Source organism: Halocynthiibacter namhaensis, from assembly GCF_000812685.1.
In the GTDB taxonomy this organism is placed as follows: domain Bacteria; phylum Pseudomonadota; class Alphaproteobacteria; order Rhodobacterales; family Rhodobacteraceae; genus Halocynthiibacter; species Halocynthiibacter namhaensis.
Map to the genome: position 1 here is coordinate 460,172 of NZ_JWIF01000056.1, position 17,362 is coordinate 477,533.

A 17,362-nucleotide genomic window follows, 5' to 3' on the forward strand; every position below is an offset into this window, starting at 1 on the left:
CGCCTTTCTGCTGCATCAATCCCTGTGATTTTCTTATGACTACAGGCTGCGCCTTAACATTCGCCTAACGTCTAAAATTCAAACAACTAAACGCCAAACAGCCTGGCGTTTAAGAGTTGGGCGGCTGAGATCGCAACAATATAAGTTCGAGCCTATTATTGCGGGGAGACATCGGATCCACCGCGACAAGTTTCCTATCTGCGAAACCTGTGATGCGTTGCATCCGTGCACTGTCAAACCCAGAGACTTCCAAGAGCACGCGCATTTGTGATGCCCGGGCTGATGAAAGATCCCAGACCGGGTTATCAGCAAGCACAATTGGGTGCGCGCGGATGTGCCCGTTGATCGCAAGTTCGTTGTCAACAAGTTGAAAGACGCGCTGCAGTATTCCGGCGATTTCTACGAGAACATCCGTAGGTTCGGAAGTTTGGGCTGTGAACAGCGGCTCTTGGGTGGTGTCGAAAATCTCGACAATTAGCCCCTCATCCGTGACACGCGTTAATACGTGCTTCATGGCATTCTCAATGGCGAGGCTTTCCCCCCCATTGCCGGATAGCTCTTCCAGAATTTGTTGGACTTCTTCGGTTTCGTCAGCTCCCTCTTGAAGCGCTGCGCCCTGGGCGTCTCCAACGGTTGCCCCTGCCGCTTCCTCTTCTGAAGAAGGTGAGGCAATTGATCCACCGGTCCCGTTTTGCGCTAGGGTTTCCTCGGTAAAGACGGAACTTCCGCCGCCCATGCCATCTCCGCCGCCGGACACCCGGTGCACAGGAATTGTAGGGCTGAAATAATCAGCGATACCCTTGCGTTGTTTTTCAGTCGTCGCATTCAATAGCCACATTAGCATAAAAAACGCCATCATCGCCGTCACAAAGTCAGCATATGCAACCTTCCAGGCCCCGCCATGGTGCCCGTCGCCGCCGCTTTTTTTGACTTTTTTGATAATGACGGGGGCCAAGCCATCCGTACTCATCTCACCACCTCAAATTTACCCAAATTCAGGAATAGCGACACAAGGTGAAGCCCCCCTTAACAATTAAAATTGTGGGGAAATTCATAAGGTAAGCGGGAGTTCGTTTTTGTTTTAACCAGATGCATTTGGCGATTGTCGAGGCCTAGACGATAACTTTCTGAGCATGCTGTGCGCCGACTTGGAAAACACGTTTGTAACGGGCGATCTCGTCGTCTGGCCCCATTGCCTTGTTCGGATTGTCAGACAGTTTGACCGTGGGTTTCCCATTGGCCTTCACGGCTTTGCAGACCATGGAAAACGGGCTGAGCGCGTCATTTGGAACCAAGCCGCGGAAATCATTTGTTAGTAAAGTGCCCCAGCCAAATGAAACCCGAACTCGTCCCTGAAATTGGGCGTTTAACTCACGTATCTTCTCTACATCCAAGCCGTCAGAGAAGATCACCAGTTTCTCCCGGGGGTCCTCACCTCGGGATTTCCACCAATTGATCGCAGTCTCGGCGCCCATAGCTGGGTCACCTGAATCAATGCGAATACCTGTCCATTCGTTTAGCCAAGCTGGTGCACGATCCAAAAAGCCTTGGGTGCCATATGTGTCAGGCAGCATAACGCGTAACATTCCGTCGTGTTCTTGCTGCCAATCTGAAAGCACCTGATATGGGGCTTGGGCGAGGGCCGCATCATTTTCGGCCAAGGCAGAATACACCATGGGCAATTCATGCGCATTCGTTCCAATGGCTTCGATGTCATGTTGCATTGCGATGCGACAATTTGAAGTCCCAACGAACTTTTCGCCCAACCCTTCCATCATGGCTTGGACGCACCAATCTTGCCACAAATAGGAATGCCGGCGACGTGTTCCGAAGTCGGCAATGCGCAGGTTCTCGACGCTGCGCAATGCTTCAACCTTTTTCCATAGCTTTGTCATCGCTCGGGCGTATAAAACCTGCAGTTCAAATTTTTTCATATCGTTGAGAACTGCACGTCCACGTAATTCCATGAGAACGGCAAGGGCCGGAATTTCCCAAAGCATAACTTCAGGCCAAGTTCCCTCAAAGGTAAGTTCGTATTGGCCGTCGCGTTTCTCAAGGTGATAGTCCGGCAGGCGCATCCCTTCGAACCACTCCATGAAATCCGGGCGAAACATTTGACGTTTTCCGTAAAATGTATTGCCGCGAAGCCAAGTGCTTTCACCGCGTGAAAGGGACAGTGACTGAACGTGATCAAGTTGTTCACGCAGTTCGCCTTCGTCAATAAGTTCTGCCAGTCGGATTGACTTTGAACGATTGATCAGGCTGAAGGTGACTGTTGTATCGGGTTTGTTTCTGAAAATTGATTGACACATCAATAGTTTATAAAAATCTGTGTCGATAAGTGACCGCACGATCGGGTCGATTTTCCATTTGTGATTATACACACGTGTCGCGATATCAACCATTTTTCTTCCCTGCGTTCAGCCCGAGATAAAATCTCATGACGGGACCGTAACTCAGGAAGGATAAGAATGGCCAGATCCTGTAGCGAATATTTCTTCGAGTGTGCCTACCAGCACATCCCGTTTAACTGGTTTGGTAAGAAAACCATTCATACCGGCGTTAACGCAGTCGTCTCGATGGCTTGAGAATGCGTTGGCAGTCAGTGCGTAGATCGGAACAGTGCCTAAATCTTGTGTTTTTTCCAATTCGCGAATTTCGCGCGTTGCTTCTAGTCCGTCCTTGCCAGGCATAGAGACATCCATAAGGATTAGGTCTGGTTTGTGATGGCGAAACTGATTGACAACTTCGAAGCCATCGGTGGCAAATTCTAGGCTGATGCCAGTTTCTTGCAAAAGACGGCTGAGGATAAATCGGTTGGTTTTGTTGTCATCGGCGATGAGGACCGATTTTCCTGCGAACTGAATTTGGACGTCCTCATGGTCATCCTTGAGCAATCCCAACGGCTGATGTTGGCTATAGGGTAGGGCCAGCGTGAATATTGAACCTGTGCCTTCTTGTGAGCTGACGGTGATGTCGCCCCCCATGACACGTGCGAGTTGGCGCGAGATACTAAGGCCAAGGCCGGTTCCGCCAAATCGTCGTGAGACGCTGGAATCGGCCTGAGAAAATTCCTCAAATATGGAATTCAATTTGTCTGTTGCGATCCCAATTCCAGTGTCAGATATGTCGATCAGAATCTTGCACTGATCTGGCGTTTTGACATGCTGTAGGTGGCATGTGACTTGCCCCTCGGACGTAAATTTCAATGCGTTCCCAACCAAGTTTAACAGGATTTGCCGTAAACGCCCTGAGTCAGAGAGGATTGTTTGAGGGACGTTTTTGTCACAGTTCAACTTGAGGGCCACACCTTTTCCCGTCGCAATCGGTTGCAGAAGTTCAACGGTTTTCTCGGCAAGCGATTTGGGATCAAATTCATGCGTTTCTAAATCGATTTTGTTCGCGTCGAGCTGTGTTAAATCGAGGGTGTTGTTTATGATCGTCAGCAATGCCGCCGCAGCTTCTGAAATCGTTTCCGTAAGATGGCGTTGATCTTTGCTGAGGTGGCTTTCGAGCAGCAGGTCTGAGACGCCAATAATACCGTTCATCGGTGTTCGGATCTCGTGACTCATTGTGGCAAGAAATTCAGTTTTAGCACGTGCGGTTTGTTCTGCGGCTTCTCTTGCAGAGGCAAGGTCAGTCTCGCGTTGTTTAACCGCGTGGATGTCGCGTTCAATCGACACGAAATGGGTCACTATTCCCATGTCATCAAAAATGGGTGAAACGCTGATTTCGTACCACTTGGTTTCGCCGTGTTTATTGTAGTTTAAAATTTCGACGCGAACGGGTTGGCTTTTCGCCCGAGCTTGGACCAGTTGTTGGATGATTTTTGTATCCGTTTGGGGGCCATTGAGCAGGCGAACATTTCTGCCAATGACATCTGAATCCGCGAACCCCGTAGAGTTGTGAAAAGCGTTGTTTACCCAGGTTATCGTTCCGTCTGGTTCGGTGATGACAACAATGTCGCTTGCGTTCCGCGCCACGAGAGCCAGTTGGCGTGCCAGATTCTCGCTTTCTATTAGGCGATCTCGTGCTTCTTCGACCTCTAATTTTTCATGCAGAAGTTGGCGCTTTGCAGCCTGTGTGTTGCGAAAATTTTTGTGCCGGCTGATCATCAACATTGTGGCCATGCAGCTGAACAAAATAATCGCAGACAAATCAAACCCAAGCCCGGTTTGAAAGGCTTCCATTTGCATCAAATCCGTCAAGACAAGGATGCAAAGCAGCAAGCTATAGATGCCTAGTCTAAGTTTGCTGCCCCAAGGGAAGAATGGGAGGGTAATGCTTGCGTGTATCACCAAGGTTGTAACGCAAACAAAGGCGAAAAAACGGGTGTCGCCGGTATCTGTCGCAGTCCAAATGATTGCGACGCCAATGGAGGAGCAAATCGCTTGAAATGCCGCGGTTGCGCGTTGAACGTCGCGTTGATTTCGAGACCCGCGATAGTTGGATATCGGAATGCTTCGCTCTTTGAGCAGGCTGAGACTGTGTATGCCTTCGCCGAAGATGACAACTGTGTAAGAGACAATCGCAAGCATGGGGGTTGTGATCAAACCCAACAATATTCCCGCAAGGGTAAACATCACGATTCGGATCGGAAGCGCGGCCAAATACCCACGCGCATACCGTAAGAACAAACCATCGCTAGAGTTCCTAAGGTCGAAGCAAATCAAGGCTTCTTGTGCGGATTCGTTGTTGCTACTCATGTATACTTGCCACAGACTTGGGTGCTCATGCACCTGACATCTATGTCAGTATCTTCTTAATAAACCGTATTTCGCGTAATTTACGCGATGGTAACACCCGCGTTGCGCATCGCTTGCAGAGCAGCGCCTAAGGAACCATCCATGTCGATCCCACGACATGCAGTTTCGCGCAGGGTCACGTTGAAACCTTGGGTCGCGGCATCAATAGCGGAAAAATGGACGCAAAAATCTGTGGCCAATCCAACTAAAGTGACATCCGAAACTGCCAAATCTTTAAGATACCCAACAAGACCCGTAGAGGTCGCCTTATCGTTTTCAAAGAAAGCCGAATAGCTATCAATCGTCGGGTTCATGCCCTTGCGAATGATCAAATGAGCAGGTTCTAGGCGCAAATCCTTGTGGAATTCCGCGCCGGTGCTGCCCTGAATACAATGATCAGGCCAAAGAACTTGAGGCCCATAAGGCATATCGATCATGTCAAAAGGCGTCTTTCCCGTGTGAGACGTGGCGAAAGAAGAATGCCCCGCTGGGTGCCAGTCTTGGGTCAGAACCACGGTGGAAAAATCATCCATCAGCGCGTTGATCTCAGGGATGATGGCATCTCCATCAGCGACGGCAAGCGCACCACCGGGACAAAAATCATTTTGAACATCAATAACAATCAGTGCTTCGTTGGCTGCGCGCATGGTGGCTTCTCCCTTGATGGTGAATTGGTAGGGGGGTGTAGGCCACAGGTCAATAAGTGCTTTTGCTATGGTCTTTGCCCCCCTGTGACACCTGTGCATCTTGCCTTCGCCGAAAAGGAGGCGTATTTCGCGCATATGACAACAGTAGCTGCACTATATCACTTCGCCCGCTTTGATAATCCACCTGCCGTCCAAGGGCCGCTTCAGGCCTTGTGTGACGAAGAGGGGATCAAAGGTTCACTTCTTCTTGCGAAAGAAGGCATCAACGGAACAGTCGCGGGAACGCGTGCTGGTCTGGATCGTATGCTTGCGTATATTCGCGCCCTTCCTGGATGTGCTGAGCTTATCCACAAGGAAAGCCCCGCCTCGGAAATGCCGTTTAATCGCATGAAGGTGAAGCTTAAGAATGAGATCGTCACTATGGGGAAACCCGATGTCGATCCGACCGCAGCTGTCGGGAATTACGTTGAACCTGAGGATTGGAACGATCTGATCACGCAGGATGATGTGGTGTTGATTGATACACGCAATGATTATGAGGTTGCGATCGGCACGTTCAAAGGTGCGATTGACCCCGAGACAAAATCCTTCCGTGAATTCCCCGAATGGTGGGAAAAAAACGCGGATCGTTTCCATAATAAACGCGTCGCGATGTTCTGTACGGGCGGCATTCGCTGCGAAAAATCAACGAATTACCTGATGGGGCAAGGCATTGAAGATGTGTTTCACCTGAAGGGCGGTATTCTGAAGTATTTGGAAGAAGTGCCTCAGGAAGAAAGCACCTGGGAAGGCGAATGTTTCATCTTTGATCAACGCGTTTCCATTGGTCACGGCCTTGTCGAAGGCCCGCATCATTTGTGCCACGCTTGCCGCCGGCCGATCATGCCTGAAGATCTTGAACGCGTGGAATATGAAGAAGGCGTCAGCTGTCATCTTTGCGTGGATGAGACTTCAGAAGATCGCAAAACACGCTTCCGCGAACGCCAAAAACAGATCGCTTTGTCAAAGGCACGCGGCGAAAGCCATGTTGGTCCAAAAAGCTGAACTCTGAGCACGCTGTGCGATAAAAAACATCTTTGCGCATCTGTTATGTGGAAAGTTGAAGGCTTTTCGTCGCTATCAAGGTAGATTTGCCTTGGCGACAGTTTTATCTCATCAATGCAAGAGCATCGACGATCCGTCCGGGTGTCGACATTTTTGGAGATTGAGAAATGCGCAGCAGCAAAACCATCCATGTTGTTTCATGCCATGCCGAGGGCGAAGTTGGCGATGTGATCGTCGGCGGCGTTGCCCCGCCTCCCGGTGACACCATCTGGGAACATCGCGAGTTTATCGCCAGTGATGGAACTTTGCGGGACTTTATGTTGCATGAACCACGGGGCGGTGTTTTTCGGCATGTGAACCTGTTGGTGCCACCGAAAAACCCCGAAGCCATCGCCGCTTGGATCATCATGGAACCCGAAGATACACCGCCTATGTCGGGGTCAAACTCGATCTGTGTTTCGACGGTTTTGCTGGATAGCGGTATCGTTCCAATGCAGGAACCCATCACCGAAATGGTGCTGGAAGCGCCAGGTGGTCTTGTGCGGGTGAAGGCGGAATGTGCAAATGGCAAGGCGGAACGGATTTACGTGCAAAATGTGCCCTCATTTGCCGATAAGTTGGACGCGATGATTGAGGTTTCTGGCATTGGCTCTCTGCGGGTTGATACTGCGTTTGGGGGCGATAGTTTTGTTCTGGTCGATGCGAAAGATTTGGGTTTTACCCTAAGCCCAGATGAAGCCGCTGATCTGGCCCGTACTGGTTCCAAAATCACAGATGCAGCGAATGAACAGTTGGGATTTGATCACCCTGCAAACAGCTGGAATCATATCTCATTCTGTCAAATCACCGGTGATCTGACGCGCAATGGCGATGTGTTGACGGGTAAAAATACTGTGGCGATTAAGCCGGGTAAATTGGACCGTTCCCCCTGTGGAACTGGTGCCTCTGCGCGGATGGCTGTTTTGTTGGCAAAAGGGCAGATGAAGGCGACAGATCACTATCATGCGCGTTCCGTGATCGACAGTGAGTTTCGGTGTCGCATTGTCGAACAGTTTGACCTGAACGGGCGCCCGGCAATCACCCCAGAAATCTCTGGGCGTGCTTGGATCACCGGCACGCATCAGCATATGCTTGACCCAAGTGATCCTTGGCCGGGTGGGTATAAATTATCGGATACTTGGGGTGCCTCTTAATCAGGTTTGATCCAGCGCAAAGAAAACCCATTGGCGCACATGTAGACCGCGCCAATGGAACGCATCAATGATCTTCGCCGTCTCGGCCTGTTTGACGCCCGTGTGCCGCGCTACACGAGTTACCCCACCGCACCCGTTTTCTCGACAGATTTCGGCGCTGAATTTCACGCGGAATGCTTGGCATCGCTTGATCCTGCTGAACCCGTATCAGTCTATGTGCATGTGCCGTTTTGCGAACGCCTGTGCTGGTTCTGCGCTTGTCGCACCCAGGGCACGCAAACCATGTCGCCAGTTGCGGGCTATGTCAAAACCCTGAAGGCTGAGTTGTTGCAGATCAAAGCGCGCCTGCCTGAGGGCGTGAAAATGGGGCGTCTACATTGGGGCGGTGGCACCCCGACTATCCTGCTGCCCGAGATGATCCACGCGCTTGCGCAAGCGGTGAAATCTGTCTTTCCACCTGCCGATGAATTTGAGTTCTCCGTTGAGATTGACCCGACGATGGTTGATGCGGATAAGATCGAAGCCCTGCGCCTTGAAGGCATGAACCGGGCCTCAATTGGTATCCAAGATTTCGCAGAGGACGTGCAAGAAGCCATTGGACGTCATCAACCTTGGAACATCACGAAACACTGCGTAGATATGCTGCGCGCCGCGGGCATTCATTCCCTGAACGCCGATCTGGTTTATGGTTTGCCCTACCAATCTGTGGCCCATATGCGCGACACCGTTCATAAGGTTTTGGCGCTTGATCCCGACCGTCTTGCGCTGTTTGGATATGCCCATGTGCCCCATATGGCAAAGCGTCAAAAGCTGATCAAAGAAGAAACCTTGCCGGGTGATATGGATCGTTACATCCTCTCGCAAACTGCCGGCGAAATGTTTCGCGACGCCGGATACCAAGCGATCGGGATCGACCATTTTTCCAAGGCTGAAGATGAACTGTCCGTCGCGTTAGGCGATGGTCGTTTGCGCCGAAATTTCCAAGGGTACACTGCCGATCATTGCGACACATTGATCGGGATCGGCGCGTCTTCGATTTCCTCGTTCAAGCAAGGATGGTTGCAAAACGCACCCGCAACCGCCGCCTGGACTGGCAGGGTCGAGGCCGGTATTTTGACCGGGTCCCGTGGGCATCGTTTCACTGATGACGACCTGTTGCGCAAGACGATGATTGACGGTCTGATGTGCAATTTTGAGGTCGATTTATCCGCGTTAGACACTGTTTTTGCCTCAGCGGCGACCCTGAACACGCTGCATGATGCTGTGCTGTCGGAATTTTCACCCTATGTTGAACGGCAGGGTGATAGGATATGCATCACAGAAGATGGCCGCCCTTTGACCCGGATTATCGCCAGTCGCTATGACGCCTATACGCGCGATGCGGGAACTTACTCAAAGGCTTCATAAGTTACGCTGGGTGTAGGGGCGCACCCCCACATGCCCAGGATTTTTTTAGAACAAAAATGTGATCAAGTGCGGATGCATGGCAACAGATCATTTGGTTCTGGCGTTGCTTCCCACACCGCGCGTGCGATGGCGCGTGACAGGCACATGGCAGCGGCATGCCCAAGACCTGCAAGGTCGGGCGATGCGCAGTTTGAGGTGCTGACAGCGAAGATTAAATCGCCATCCATGGGCGAATGTGCGGGCATAATCGCGCGCCCCAAACCATCCTGTGCCATCACCGCCATGCGCTTACACTGCGCCTTGGTCAGCGTTGCGTCTGTCGCGACAATTGCGATGGTGGTGTTCGCAAGTGGCGGGGTAGTAGTCTGCGCAGCGATAGCCATCATTTGCGCGACTTTTTCACTGTGAAACGGAAGGCATCCATGAGGTTTCGGGTCAGGGCCCAAACCGCCGAACTCAGCGTCGATTTCAAAGGGTGCGGCGTGAAATAATCCGTTGGGCGTCACCGTGTTGCCGATGGGGTTGGCCACGACCAAGGCCCCGACTGTCGCCCCGCATGGCAGTACGATTGAGGCAGATCCAAGCCCACCTTTCAAATTCCCTGTTACAGCGCCTTTGCCCGCGCCGTGGCTGCCCAGTTTGAAATTTTCTGACGCGTTGTCAAAGGCATGTCGACCAAGGGTGCGATAGGGGTTTTCGTCCCACCCCTTGTCGCCACCATTGAGCAGATCAAAAACGATCGCCCCAGGAACAATAGGGATGACCGCAGGCCCAAGTTGAAAACCACGCCCTTGTGCGCGCAATCCATCTGTCACACCTGATGGTGCATCAAGGCCAAACGCGGACCCACCTGACAACACGAGGGCGTCGACTTCGCCAACCGTGCGCTGCGGGTCAAGCAGCTCGGTTTCGCGCGTGCCAGGAGCCCCGCCCATAACATCGACCGAGGCCACGAAAGGCGCGTCGCCAACCAATACAGTGGTGCCAGATTTTAGGGCTGTGTCATCGGCATTGCCTACACGCAAACCTGCTACGTCTGTGATCAGATTGCGCGGTCCTGGTTGCATTGTTTTAGATACAGCGCCCACCATCGACCTCCATCGCGACGCCCGTGATCATGGATGCCTCATCTGAACACAGAAATGCGGCTGCATTGCCCATGTCTTGCGGCGTGGAGAAACGTCCGATTGGGATGGTGGATACAAATTTTGCGCGCATCTCAGGGGTGTCTTCCCCCATGAAAGATTTTAACAAAGGCGTTTCGCCTGCGACGGGATTGATGGCGTTGACGCGCACGCCTGCTGGGGCCAGTTCCACCGCCATAGATTTGGTCGCTGTGATCATCCAGCCCTTTGATGCGTTGTACCAGCTTAGACGCGGGCGCGGGCTAACCCCGGCGGTGGATGCAACGTTCAAAACAGCACCTGATCCTTGGGCTTTCATCAAGGGGATAATGTGCTTTGCTGCGAGATAAACCGATTTGGTGTTAACGTTCAAAACACGGTCGAAATCCTCCTCAGAGACATCTTCCATCGCGGCTGGTAAATGGGTCACGCCCGCATTATTCACGAGGATATCGATGCGCCCCATTTTGGCGATTGCGGTGGCAGTTAAGGCCGCAACATCAGCGTCCTTCGAGACGTCGCATTGCGCCGCGAACGCACCGATGCCCTGTGCGGCACCCTCAGCCGCGGCGCCATCGATATCGGCAATCAAAACGGTTGCGCCTTCTGCCAAAAACTTTTCCGCAATCCCAAGGCCAAAACCAGATGCACCACCCGTGATGATCGCTGTTTTCCCGTCTAATTTCATTATCTTGTTCCTTACCCGTGTTTCGCAGCGACAGTTTTTAATGTTGAAAATCCGTATAGGGCTTCAAACCCTTTTTCGCGCCCGTGACCTGATTTCCCAACCCCACCAAAGGGCAGCTCAACACCCCCGCCAGCACCATAATTATTGATGAACACCTGACCCGAACGCAGGCGCTTTGCCAGTCGCATTTGGCGCGCGCCAGACTCTGTCCAAATAGATGCAACAAGGCCAAAGTCGGTGCCATTGGCGATCATCGCGGCCTCATCTTCATTGTCGAAAGGAATGACCACTTGAACCGGGCCGAAGATCTCGTCTTGGGCAAGGCTGTGGTTGGCATCAACCGGTGCAAATAAGGTTGGGGCAATGTAATGCCCAGACTGCGGCGCATCAGAAACGATCACCCCTTCGCCGATCTTCTCAAGCTGCGCACCCGCATTTAGAAACCCTGAAACGATCTCTTTTTGGCGCGCAGAAATCAGCGGGCCGACGTTGAGATCAGATAAAGCAGGACCGACTTTCAAAGCGCTGTAGGATTGGGCCATTCTTTCGCAGACCTCATCAAAACGGCTGCGGTGGACCAATATGCGCGAGGACGCAGAACAAGTCTGGCCCGCGTTTTGTATGCCAGCATTGACCAAGAAGGGCAGGGCGTCGTCAATGTCGGCGTCCTCAAACACAAGTTGGGGGGATTTTCCGCCCAATTCCAACGTGACAGGTACGACATTCTCACCCGCCGATTTCTGAATCAACTTGCCCACGCCCACGGACCCGGTGAAAGAAATATGATGCACGCCTGGATGGGATGACAGCGCGGCACCGGCCTCGTTCCCAAGGCCGGGAACCACGTTTAACGCCCCAGCAGGCAAACCAGCTTCGCGGGCAATTTCGGCAAAGGCGAGGGCCGTCAGGCAGGCTTCCTCTGCGGGTTTCAAAACGCAAGCGTTGCCCATGGTCAGGGCCGCACCAACGGAACGCCCAATGATTTGCATCGGATAATTCCACGGCACGATATGCCCCGTCACCCCATGAGGTTCGCGCAGGGTGTAAACGGTATACCCATCAAGGTAAGGGATCGTTTCGCCATGAATTTTATCCGCAGCCCCCGCGTAAAATTCCATGTATCGGGCCAAGGCGACGGCATCGGCGCGGGCTTGCGTCAACGGCTTGCCAACGTCTTGGGCCTCAATGCGGGCAAGCTGATCTACGCGGGTGAGAACAAGCTGCCCAATCCGCGCCAAAATGCGCCCACGTTCAAGCGCGCTCATCCGGCCCCATTCACCAGTAAGTGCACTTTCAGCGGCGTCGACGGCGGCATCAATATCGGCGGATGTACCGCGTGCGATTGCGCCTGTAATTTGGCCGGTGGATGGGTCTTCGACGGGCAACGTACCGCCCGAGATGGGTGCGATCCAAGCCCCGTTGATGAAGCATTTTTCGGTGTTGAACCAAAGGTCCTGAGCAAGACTCATGCGGTTTCCTTTATGTCATCAGGCAGGCGCGGGGCCGCGTTGATAAGCGCTTTTGTATAGGGATGGGTGGGGTGTTCAAAGACGGTTTCAGTCTCGCCTTGTTCAACGATCTCACCCGATTTCATGACCAAAACGCGGTCGGTGATGGAACGCACAACGGACAAGTCATGCGAGATAAACAAATATGTCAGCCCGTGTTTTTCTGAAAGCGCCGCAAGCAAATCAAGAACCTGCGCACGCACGGAAACATCTAAGGCAGATACGGCCTCGTCCAAAATGATCAATTCAGGGCGGATGATCAGCGCGCGCGCGATGGCGATGCGTTGCCGTTGCCCGCCGGAAAATTCGTGAATGTATTTATGTTTGTCATCCGGGGCCATGCCGACGCTGATCAAAGCTTGATCAATTGCTAGGTCATGCGCAAGGCCCGTTGGGGGCGTGTCCAGCAGATGAAAGGGCTCTGTGATAAGGCGCGCAACCTTGTGGCGGGGGTTGAAGGATCCGTAAGGGTCTTGGAACACCACTTGCATTTTACGCCGCGCGGCACGGCTGATGTGCCCGCCAGTAACAAGGGCTTTCCCATCCAGAAGGATCTCTCCGCCCTGAAGGGCCTCAAGACCCAAAATCGCCCGTGTTAGGGTCGATTTCCCGCATCCAGATTCGCCGACAAGGCCCAGGCTTTCACCCCGTTTGATTTCAAAACTAACGTCATTCACGGCCCGAAATTTGCCTGCTGGGGCGAACAATTTCGTGCGTGGCAAACTGTAATCTCGCACAAGGTTTTTCACTTGCAGCAAAGGAAGGGCATGCTGTGGCGCAGAGCGATCCGGTTGATGCGATGAGGCGGCAAAAAGCGCCTTTGTGTAAGGATGTTCGGCATCACGATACAAGGTCGCGGCAGCACCTTGCTCCACAACTTCGCCTTGTTTCATGATCACAATGTGATCGGCTAGATCAGACACCACCGCAAGGTCATGGGTGATCATCATCAAACCCATGTTATCTTCAACCACCAAGCGTTTGAGCAGATCCAAGATCTCGGCCTGGGTGGTGACATCAAGGGCGGTTGTGGGTTCATCCGCGATCAACAGTTTTGGGTGACGTGCAATGGCCATGGCGATGACGACGCGTTGGCGTTGGCCGCCCGACATCTCATGGGGATAGCGGGTTAGGGGAAACCGATCTCCGGGCAATTCACACCGATCAAGGGCGGCGCGCGCACGCGATAAGGCCTCTGCTTTGCTGACGCTCGGTTCATGAATGCGAATGGTTTCGGCCACTTGATCGCCGATGTTTTTGACTGGGTTCAAAGCGGTCATGGGTTCTTGAAACACCATGCCCACATCATTGCCCCGAATGGCGCAAAGATCGGGTTCGGGCGCGGTCAACATATTGGTATCACCAAGGGTGATTTCTCCCGTGCAGGTCGCACCCTCTGGCAGGAGTTGCATCACAGAAAATGCGGTCATCGATTTCCCAGATCCGCTTTCCCCGATGACCCCAAGGATTTGCCCCGGATCAACCGACATAGACACATCACGTAGGATTTCGACTGCGCCAATTTTCATCGACAGATTGTTGATCGTCAGCAAACTCATGTGCGTGATTTCCTGACTTTGGGGTCGAAAATATCGCGCAATCCATCACCCATCAAATTCAACCCCAATACTGTTAACACAATCGCAAGACCTGGGAATAATGCGAGATATGCGTAGGAATAGACTAGGGTTTGGCTATCCGCGAGCATCCGTCCCCAGCTGGGTGTTGGCGGTTGCACACCTAATCCGACGAAGGACAATCCCGCCTCGGCCAAAATCCCAAGTGAGAACTGGATCGTCCCCTGAACGATCAACAGGTTCATGACATTTGGCAAGATGTGTTCAATGGAAATGCGCGCGGGGGATTTACCTGCAACACGCGCAGATAGGATGTAATCGCGTTCCCATAATGACAGCGCACCACCGCGTGTGATACGGGCGAAAACTGGGATGTTAAAGATCCCAATCGCGATGATCGCATTGATCGCTGAGGCTCCAAAAATCGCGGTGATCAGGATGGCGATAACAAGGGATGGAAAGGCAAACACAAGGTCGTTGCCACGCATGATGATCTCATCCCACCAGGTGCCCTTTTTCGCCGCCGCCGCCAGGCCCAAAGGCACGCCAATGACCATGCCAATCGTGACTGCAACCAGGGCGACAGCGATGGACACGCGCGCCCCCACCATGATCATCGACAAAACATCACGGCCATATTGATCGGTGCCCAAAAGGTTCGGCCAAGCAGGCGCGTGCAGCTTGTTGGGGATGTCCACGCCGTCAATCTCATAGGGGGTCCAAAGAAAACTGATCAAGGCTGCAAAAACGAAGATCAACGTCAAAATAAGGCCCAACATAAAGCTGCGCGACCGAAGGAAATGTGCGGCGTTCATCTGGATCTCCGCAATCTTGGGTCTGCCAGGCCATAGGCCAGGTCCACAGTGAAATTCACAAGGATCACGGCAAAGACCAACAACATGACAACGCTTTCTACGACGATCAGATCGCGTTGGGTGATGGCTTGGAAAATAAGTTGTCCAAGGCCAGGCAAGAAGAAGACTTTTTCGATGATTATGCCCCCGGCCAAAAGAAAGGCGAATTGTAATCCGATGATGGTCAGAACCGGGATCAATGCGTTGCGCAATGCGTGACGCCAAAGAGTCTGTCTGCGGGTTAGACCCTTGGCGCGGGCGGTGCGGATGAAATCTTCCGATAACGTATCAAGCAGGCTGGATCGCATGACACGCGCAAGGATTGATGCTTGCGGTAAGGCAAGCGCGATCGCGGGCAGGGTTAGGGCCTTCATCGCGGCAAAAAATCCAGCGTCCCAACCTGGAAAACCACCTGCGCTGAACCAGCGCAAATTGATCGCAAAGACCACCACCATCAACATGGCGAACCAAAAATTTGGGATAGCGACGCCCAATTGTGTGACGCCCATGACAGACACATCCGCGACAGATCCCCGACGTGTGGCGGCGATGATGCCTGCGGGGAAGGCGATCAATGTCGAAAGCGTTAACGCGTAAATCGCCAAGGGAAGCGAGATCACCATGCGTTCCGAAATCATATCAGAAACCGGGGTCCGATAGGTGTATGAGGTGCCGAAATCGCCTTGGATCATTCCTGTGACCCAAGTGAAATAGCGCTGTGTTAGAGACACATTTAGCCCCAATTGTTCCCGCAATGCCATGATTGTATCTTCTTGGGCGTTGATCCCAAGCATGAACGATGCTGGATCGCCGGGTACGATTTCGACGGCGGAAAAGATCACAAGACTGGCAACCACCAGGCTGATCAAAAGGGCCTGAAGCCGTTTGAGAATATATCGAAGCATTGGGTGGTCCGGCGCTGGAAAAGCCCCCGGCAACATGTGCCGCCGGGGGAGGTCAGGGTTGGTCTCAGTCAGTCCAGCTTACGCCGGTCAGATCAGTTGCTTGGGTCGGTGCATTGGCCCAGAGCCCCTGTATTTTCGCATTCGCGACGGACAGGGACGCCAACTGGAACAGATAGCCATTCACATAATCACCCGAGATGGTTTTCTGTGCGGTCGCGACCATTTCGCTGCGTTTTGCAGGATCGGTTTCAGCCGTCAGATCGTCCATCAATGCTTGGAAGTCCGCATTGTCATATTGGAAGTAATATTCCGGGCGCGCATAGATGCCGATGTCGAAAGGTTCCGTATGACTGACGATGGTCAGGCCGAAATCTTTGCCGCGGAAAACCTCTTCAAGCCATTGGGCCCACTCAAGGTTTGTGATCTCAGTTTCAATACCAACGTCACGCAACTGTGCTGCGATAATCTCGCCGCCACGTCGTGCGTAAGACGGGGGTGGCAGTTTCAATGTGGTGGTAAACCCATCCGCAAAGCCAGCTTCGGCCAGCAAAGCACGTGCCTTGTCTGGGTCATATTCTGAGCCACCCGTAAGATCGACGTAATCCGGGTTGTGGGGGGCAAAATGCGTGCCAATCGGTGTGCCAAACCCGAACATTGCGCCATCGATGATCGCTTGGCGGTCAATCGCGTGGGCCAGGGCTTCGCGTACCTTCACATTGTCAAAGGGCGGCATCTTGTTGTTGGTCGATAAGATCGTTTCACCCTCGGTCGAGCCGACGAGAACCTGAAAGCGCGGATCAGCTTCAAACAGCGCAAGGTTTTCAGGCGCTGGAAAGCCTGAGAACGCGTCTACATCTTCGGCCATGACCGCGTTGAAGGCGGCGGAAGGTTCAGAAATGAACTTAAATGTCGCGCTTTCAAGGGCGGGGGCATCCCCCCAATAATCGGCATTGCGTGTGATGGTGATCGCATCGCCCTGTACCCAGTTTGCGAAGGTGAAAGCACCTGTTCCAACAGGTTTTGTTGTAATGGTTTCAATGCTTTCAGGTGCAACGATCACGGCATCACCCCAAGCGAGGTTGAACAGGAAGTTCCCATTGGGCGCAGATAGGGTGATCTTGACGGTATGTGCGTCGACGGCGTCGACGGACTCGATGCCTTCAAACAGGGCTTTTTGCGCGTTTACACTGTCTTCAGCGCGGGCGCGATCAAGGCTAAACACCACGTCAGTTGCTTCAAAATCAGTGCCGTCGTGGAATTTAACGCCTTCAACCAGATGGAACGTCCAGGTCAGACCATCTTCCGAAATGTCCCAAGAACTGGCAAGGCCAGGGTTTACGGAACCGTCAGAGCCAAACCGGGTAAGGCCTTCAAAAATATTGGAATAGACCACTTGATCGATGGCACCAGCGGCGGCGCTGGTCGGGTCCAAATGTGGTGGCTCAAGTTGCAAGCCAACGGTGATATCGGTCTGCGCCGCATGGGCTGTGCCGGTGATCAGCGCAGCCATTGAAACGGCCGTGGTGAGTTTACGAAGTGACATGTTCTTCTCCCTTATTGTGCCGCGCCATATCCCCTGCGCGTTTTGGGGTGGGGCTGGTCAATCGACCGCCACATCTGAATTTAGTGTTCATCCGTTTCTCCAAGGTTTCAAGCCTTGTCCCGGTCTT

General features: G+C 52.9%; 14 protein-coding genes. 3 read left to right on the forward strand and 11 right to left on the reverse strand.

Annotated elements, in window-relative coordinates; genetic code table 11:
* Positions 1-109 precede the first annotated feature (109 nt).
* From RJ38_RS10245 to pncA, 4 genes are all read right to left on the reverse strand, one after another.
* Positions 110-970 carry a flagellar motor protein MotB gene (locus RJ38_RS10245; RefSeq protein ID WP_039018714.1) on the reverse strand — a complete coding sequence of 287 codons (861 nt, stop codon included), beginning with the start codon at positions 968-970 and terminating at the stop codon, positions 110-112.
* 142 nt (positions 971-1,112) lie between these two features.
* Positions 1,113-2,405, reverse strand: a complete 1,293-nt coding sequence (gene pncB, locus RJ38_RS10250; RefSeq protein WP_039018715.1) for a nicotinate phosphoribosyltransferase — start codon at positions 2,403-2,405, stop codon at positions 1,113-1,115.
* A gap of 51 nt (positions 2,406-2,456) precedes the next feature.
* Entirely contained in the window at positions 2,457-4,706 is a 2,250-nt protein-coding gene (locus RJ38_RS10255) for a PAS domain-containing hybrid sensor histidine kinase/response regulator (RefSeq protein WP_052245318.1), read from the reverse strand.
* Positions 4,707-4,786: 80 nt separating this feature from the next.
* Positions 4,787-5,392, reverse strand: coding sequence for a bifunctional nicotinamidase/pyrazinamidase (gene pncA, locus RJ38_RS10260; protein ID WP_039018716.1), 606 nt, complete (start codon positions 5,390-5,392; stop codon positions 4,787-4,789).
* Positions 5,393-5,527: 135 nt separating this feature from the next.
* Here pncA and trhO point away from each other — a divergent pair, with 135 nt between their 5' ends.
* From trhO to hemN, 3 genes are all read left to right on the forward strand, one after another.
* The gene (gene trhO, locus RJ38_RS10265) at positions 5,528-6,436 is read left to right on the forward strand and encodes an oxygen-dependent tRNA uridine(34) hydroxylase TrhO (protein WP_039018717.1); all 909 of its coding nucleotides are present in this window, start codon (positions 5,528-5,530) and stop codon (positions 6,434-6,436) included.
* 167 nt (positions 6,437-6,603) lie between these two features.
* A complete protein-coding gene (locus RJ38_RS10270) occupies positions 6,604-7,629 on the forward strand; it encodes a trans-3-hydroxy-L-proline dehydratase (protein ID WP_039018718.1) in 1,026 nt (341 codons plus the stop codon).
* Between the two features lie 54 nt (positions 7,630-7,683).
* Positions 7,684-9,036: an oxygen-independent coproporphyrinogen III oxidase gene (gene hemN, locus RJ38_RS10275; RefSeq protein WP_039018719.1), complete on the forward strand. Its 1,353-nt coding sequence runs from the start codon at positions 7,684-7,686 to the stop codon at positions 9,034-9,036.
* Between the two features lie 62 nt (positions 9,037-9,098).
* Here the strand turns inward: hemN and RJ38_RS10280 are convergent, their stop codons facing one another.
* From RJ38_RS10280 to RJ38_RS10310, 7 genes are all read right to left on the reverse strand, one after another.
* Complete coding sequence (locus tag RJ38_RS10280; protein ID WP_039018918.1) at positions 9,099-10,103, reverse strand: P1 family peptidase; 1,005 nt, start codon at positions 10,101-10,103, stop codon at positions 9,099-9,101.
* A gap of 4 nt (positions 10,104-10,107) precedes the next feature.
* Positions 10,108-10,848: a glucose 1-dehydrogenase gene (locus tag RJ38_RS10285; protein ID WP_039018720.1), complete on the reverse strand. Its 741-nt coding sequence runs from the start codon at positions 10,846-10,848 to the stop codon at positions 10,108-10,110.
* Between the two features lie 11 nt (positions 10,849-10,859).
* Positions 10,860-12,317 (reverse strand): aldehyde dehydrogenase family protein, encoded by a 1,458-nt coding sequence (locus RJ38_RS10290; protein WP_039018721.1) that lies wholly within the window; start codon positions 12,315-12,317, stop codon positions 10,860-10,862.
* Positions 12,314-13,915: an ABC transporter ATP-binding protein gene (locus tag RJ38_RS10295; RefSeq protein ID WP_039018722.1), complete on the reverse strand. Its 1,602-nt coding sequence runs from the start codon at positions 13,913-13,915 to the stop codon at positions 12,314-12,316. The genes RJ38_RS10290 and RJ38_RS10295 overlap by 4 nt, the downstream gene beginning before the upstream one ends.
* Entirely contained in the window at positions 13,912-14,748 is an 837-nt protein-coding gene (locus tag RJ38_RS10300; protein WP_039018723.1) for an ABC transporter permease, read from the reverse strand. Before RJ38_RS10300 ends, RJ38_RS10295 begins: the two co-directional genes overlap by 4 nt.
* Positions 14,745-15,692, reverse strand: a complete 948-nt coding sequence (locus RJ38_RS10305; RefSeq protein WP_039018919.1) for an ABC transporter permease — start codon at positions 15,690-15,692, stop codon at positions 14,745-14,747. Before RJ38_RS10305 ends, RJ38_RS10300 begins: the two co-directional genes overlap by 4 nt.
* Positions 15,693-15,756: 64 nt before the next feature.
* On the reverse strand, positions 15,757-17,202 hold the full coding sequence (locus tag RJ38_RS10310; RefSeq protein WP_420319418.1) for an ABC transporter substrate-binding protein: 1,446 nt from the start codon (positions 17,200-17,202) through the stop codon (positions 15,757-15,759).
* Positions 17,203-17,362: the final 160 nt, after the last annotated feature.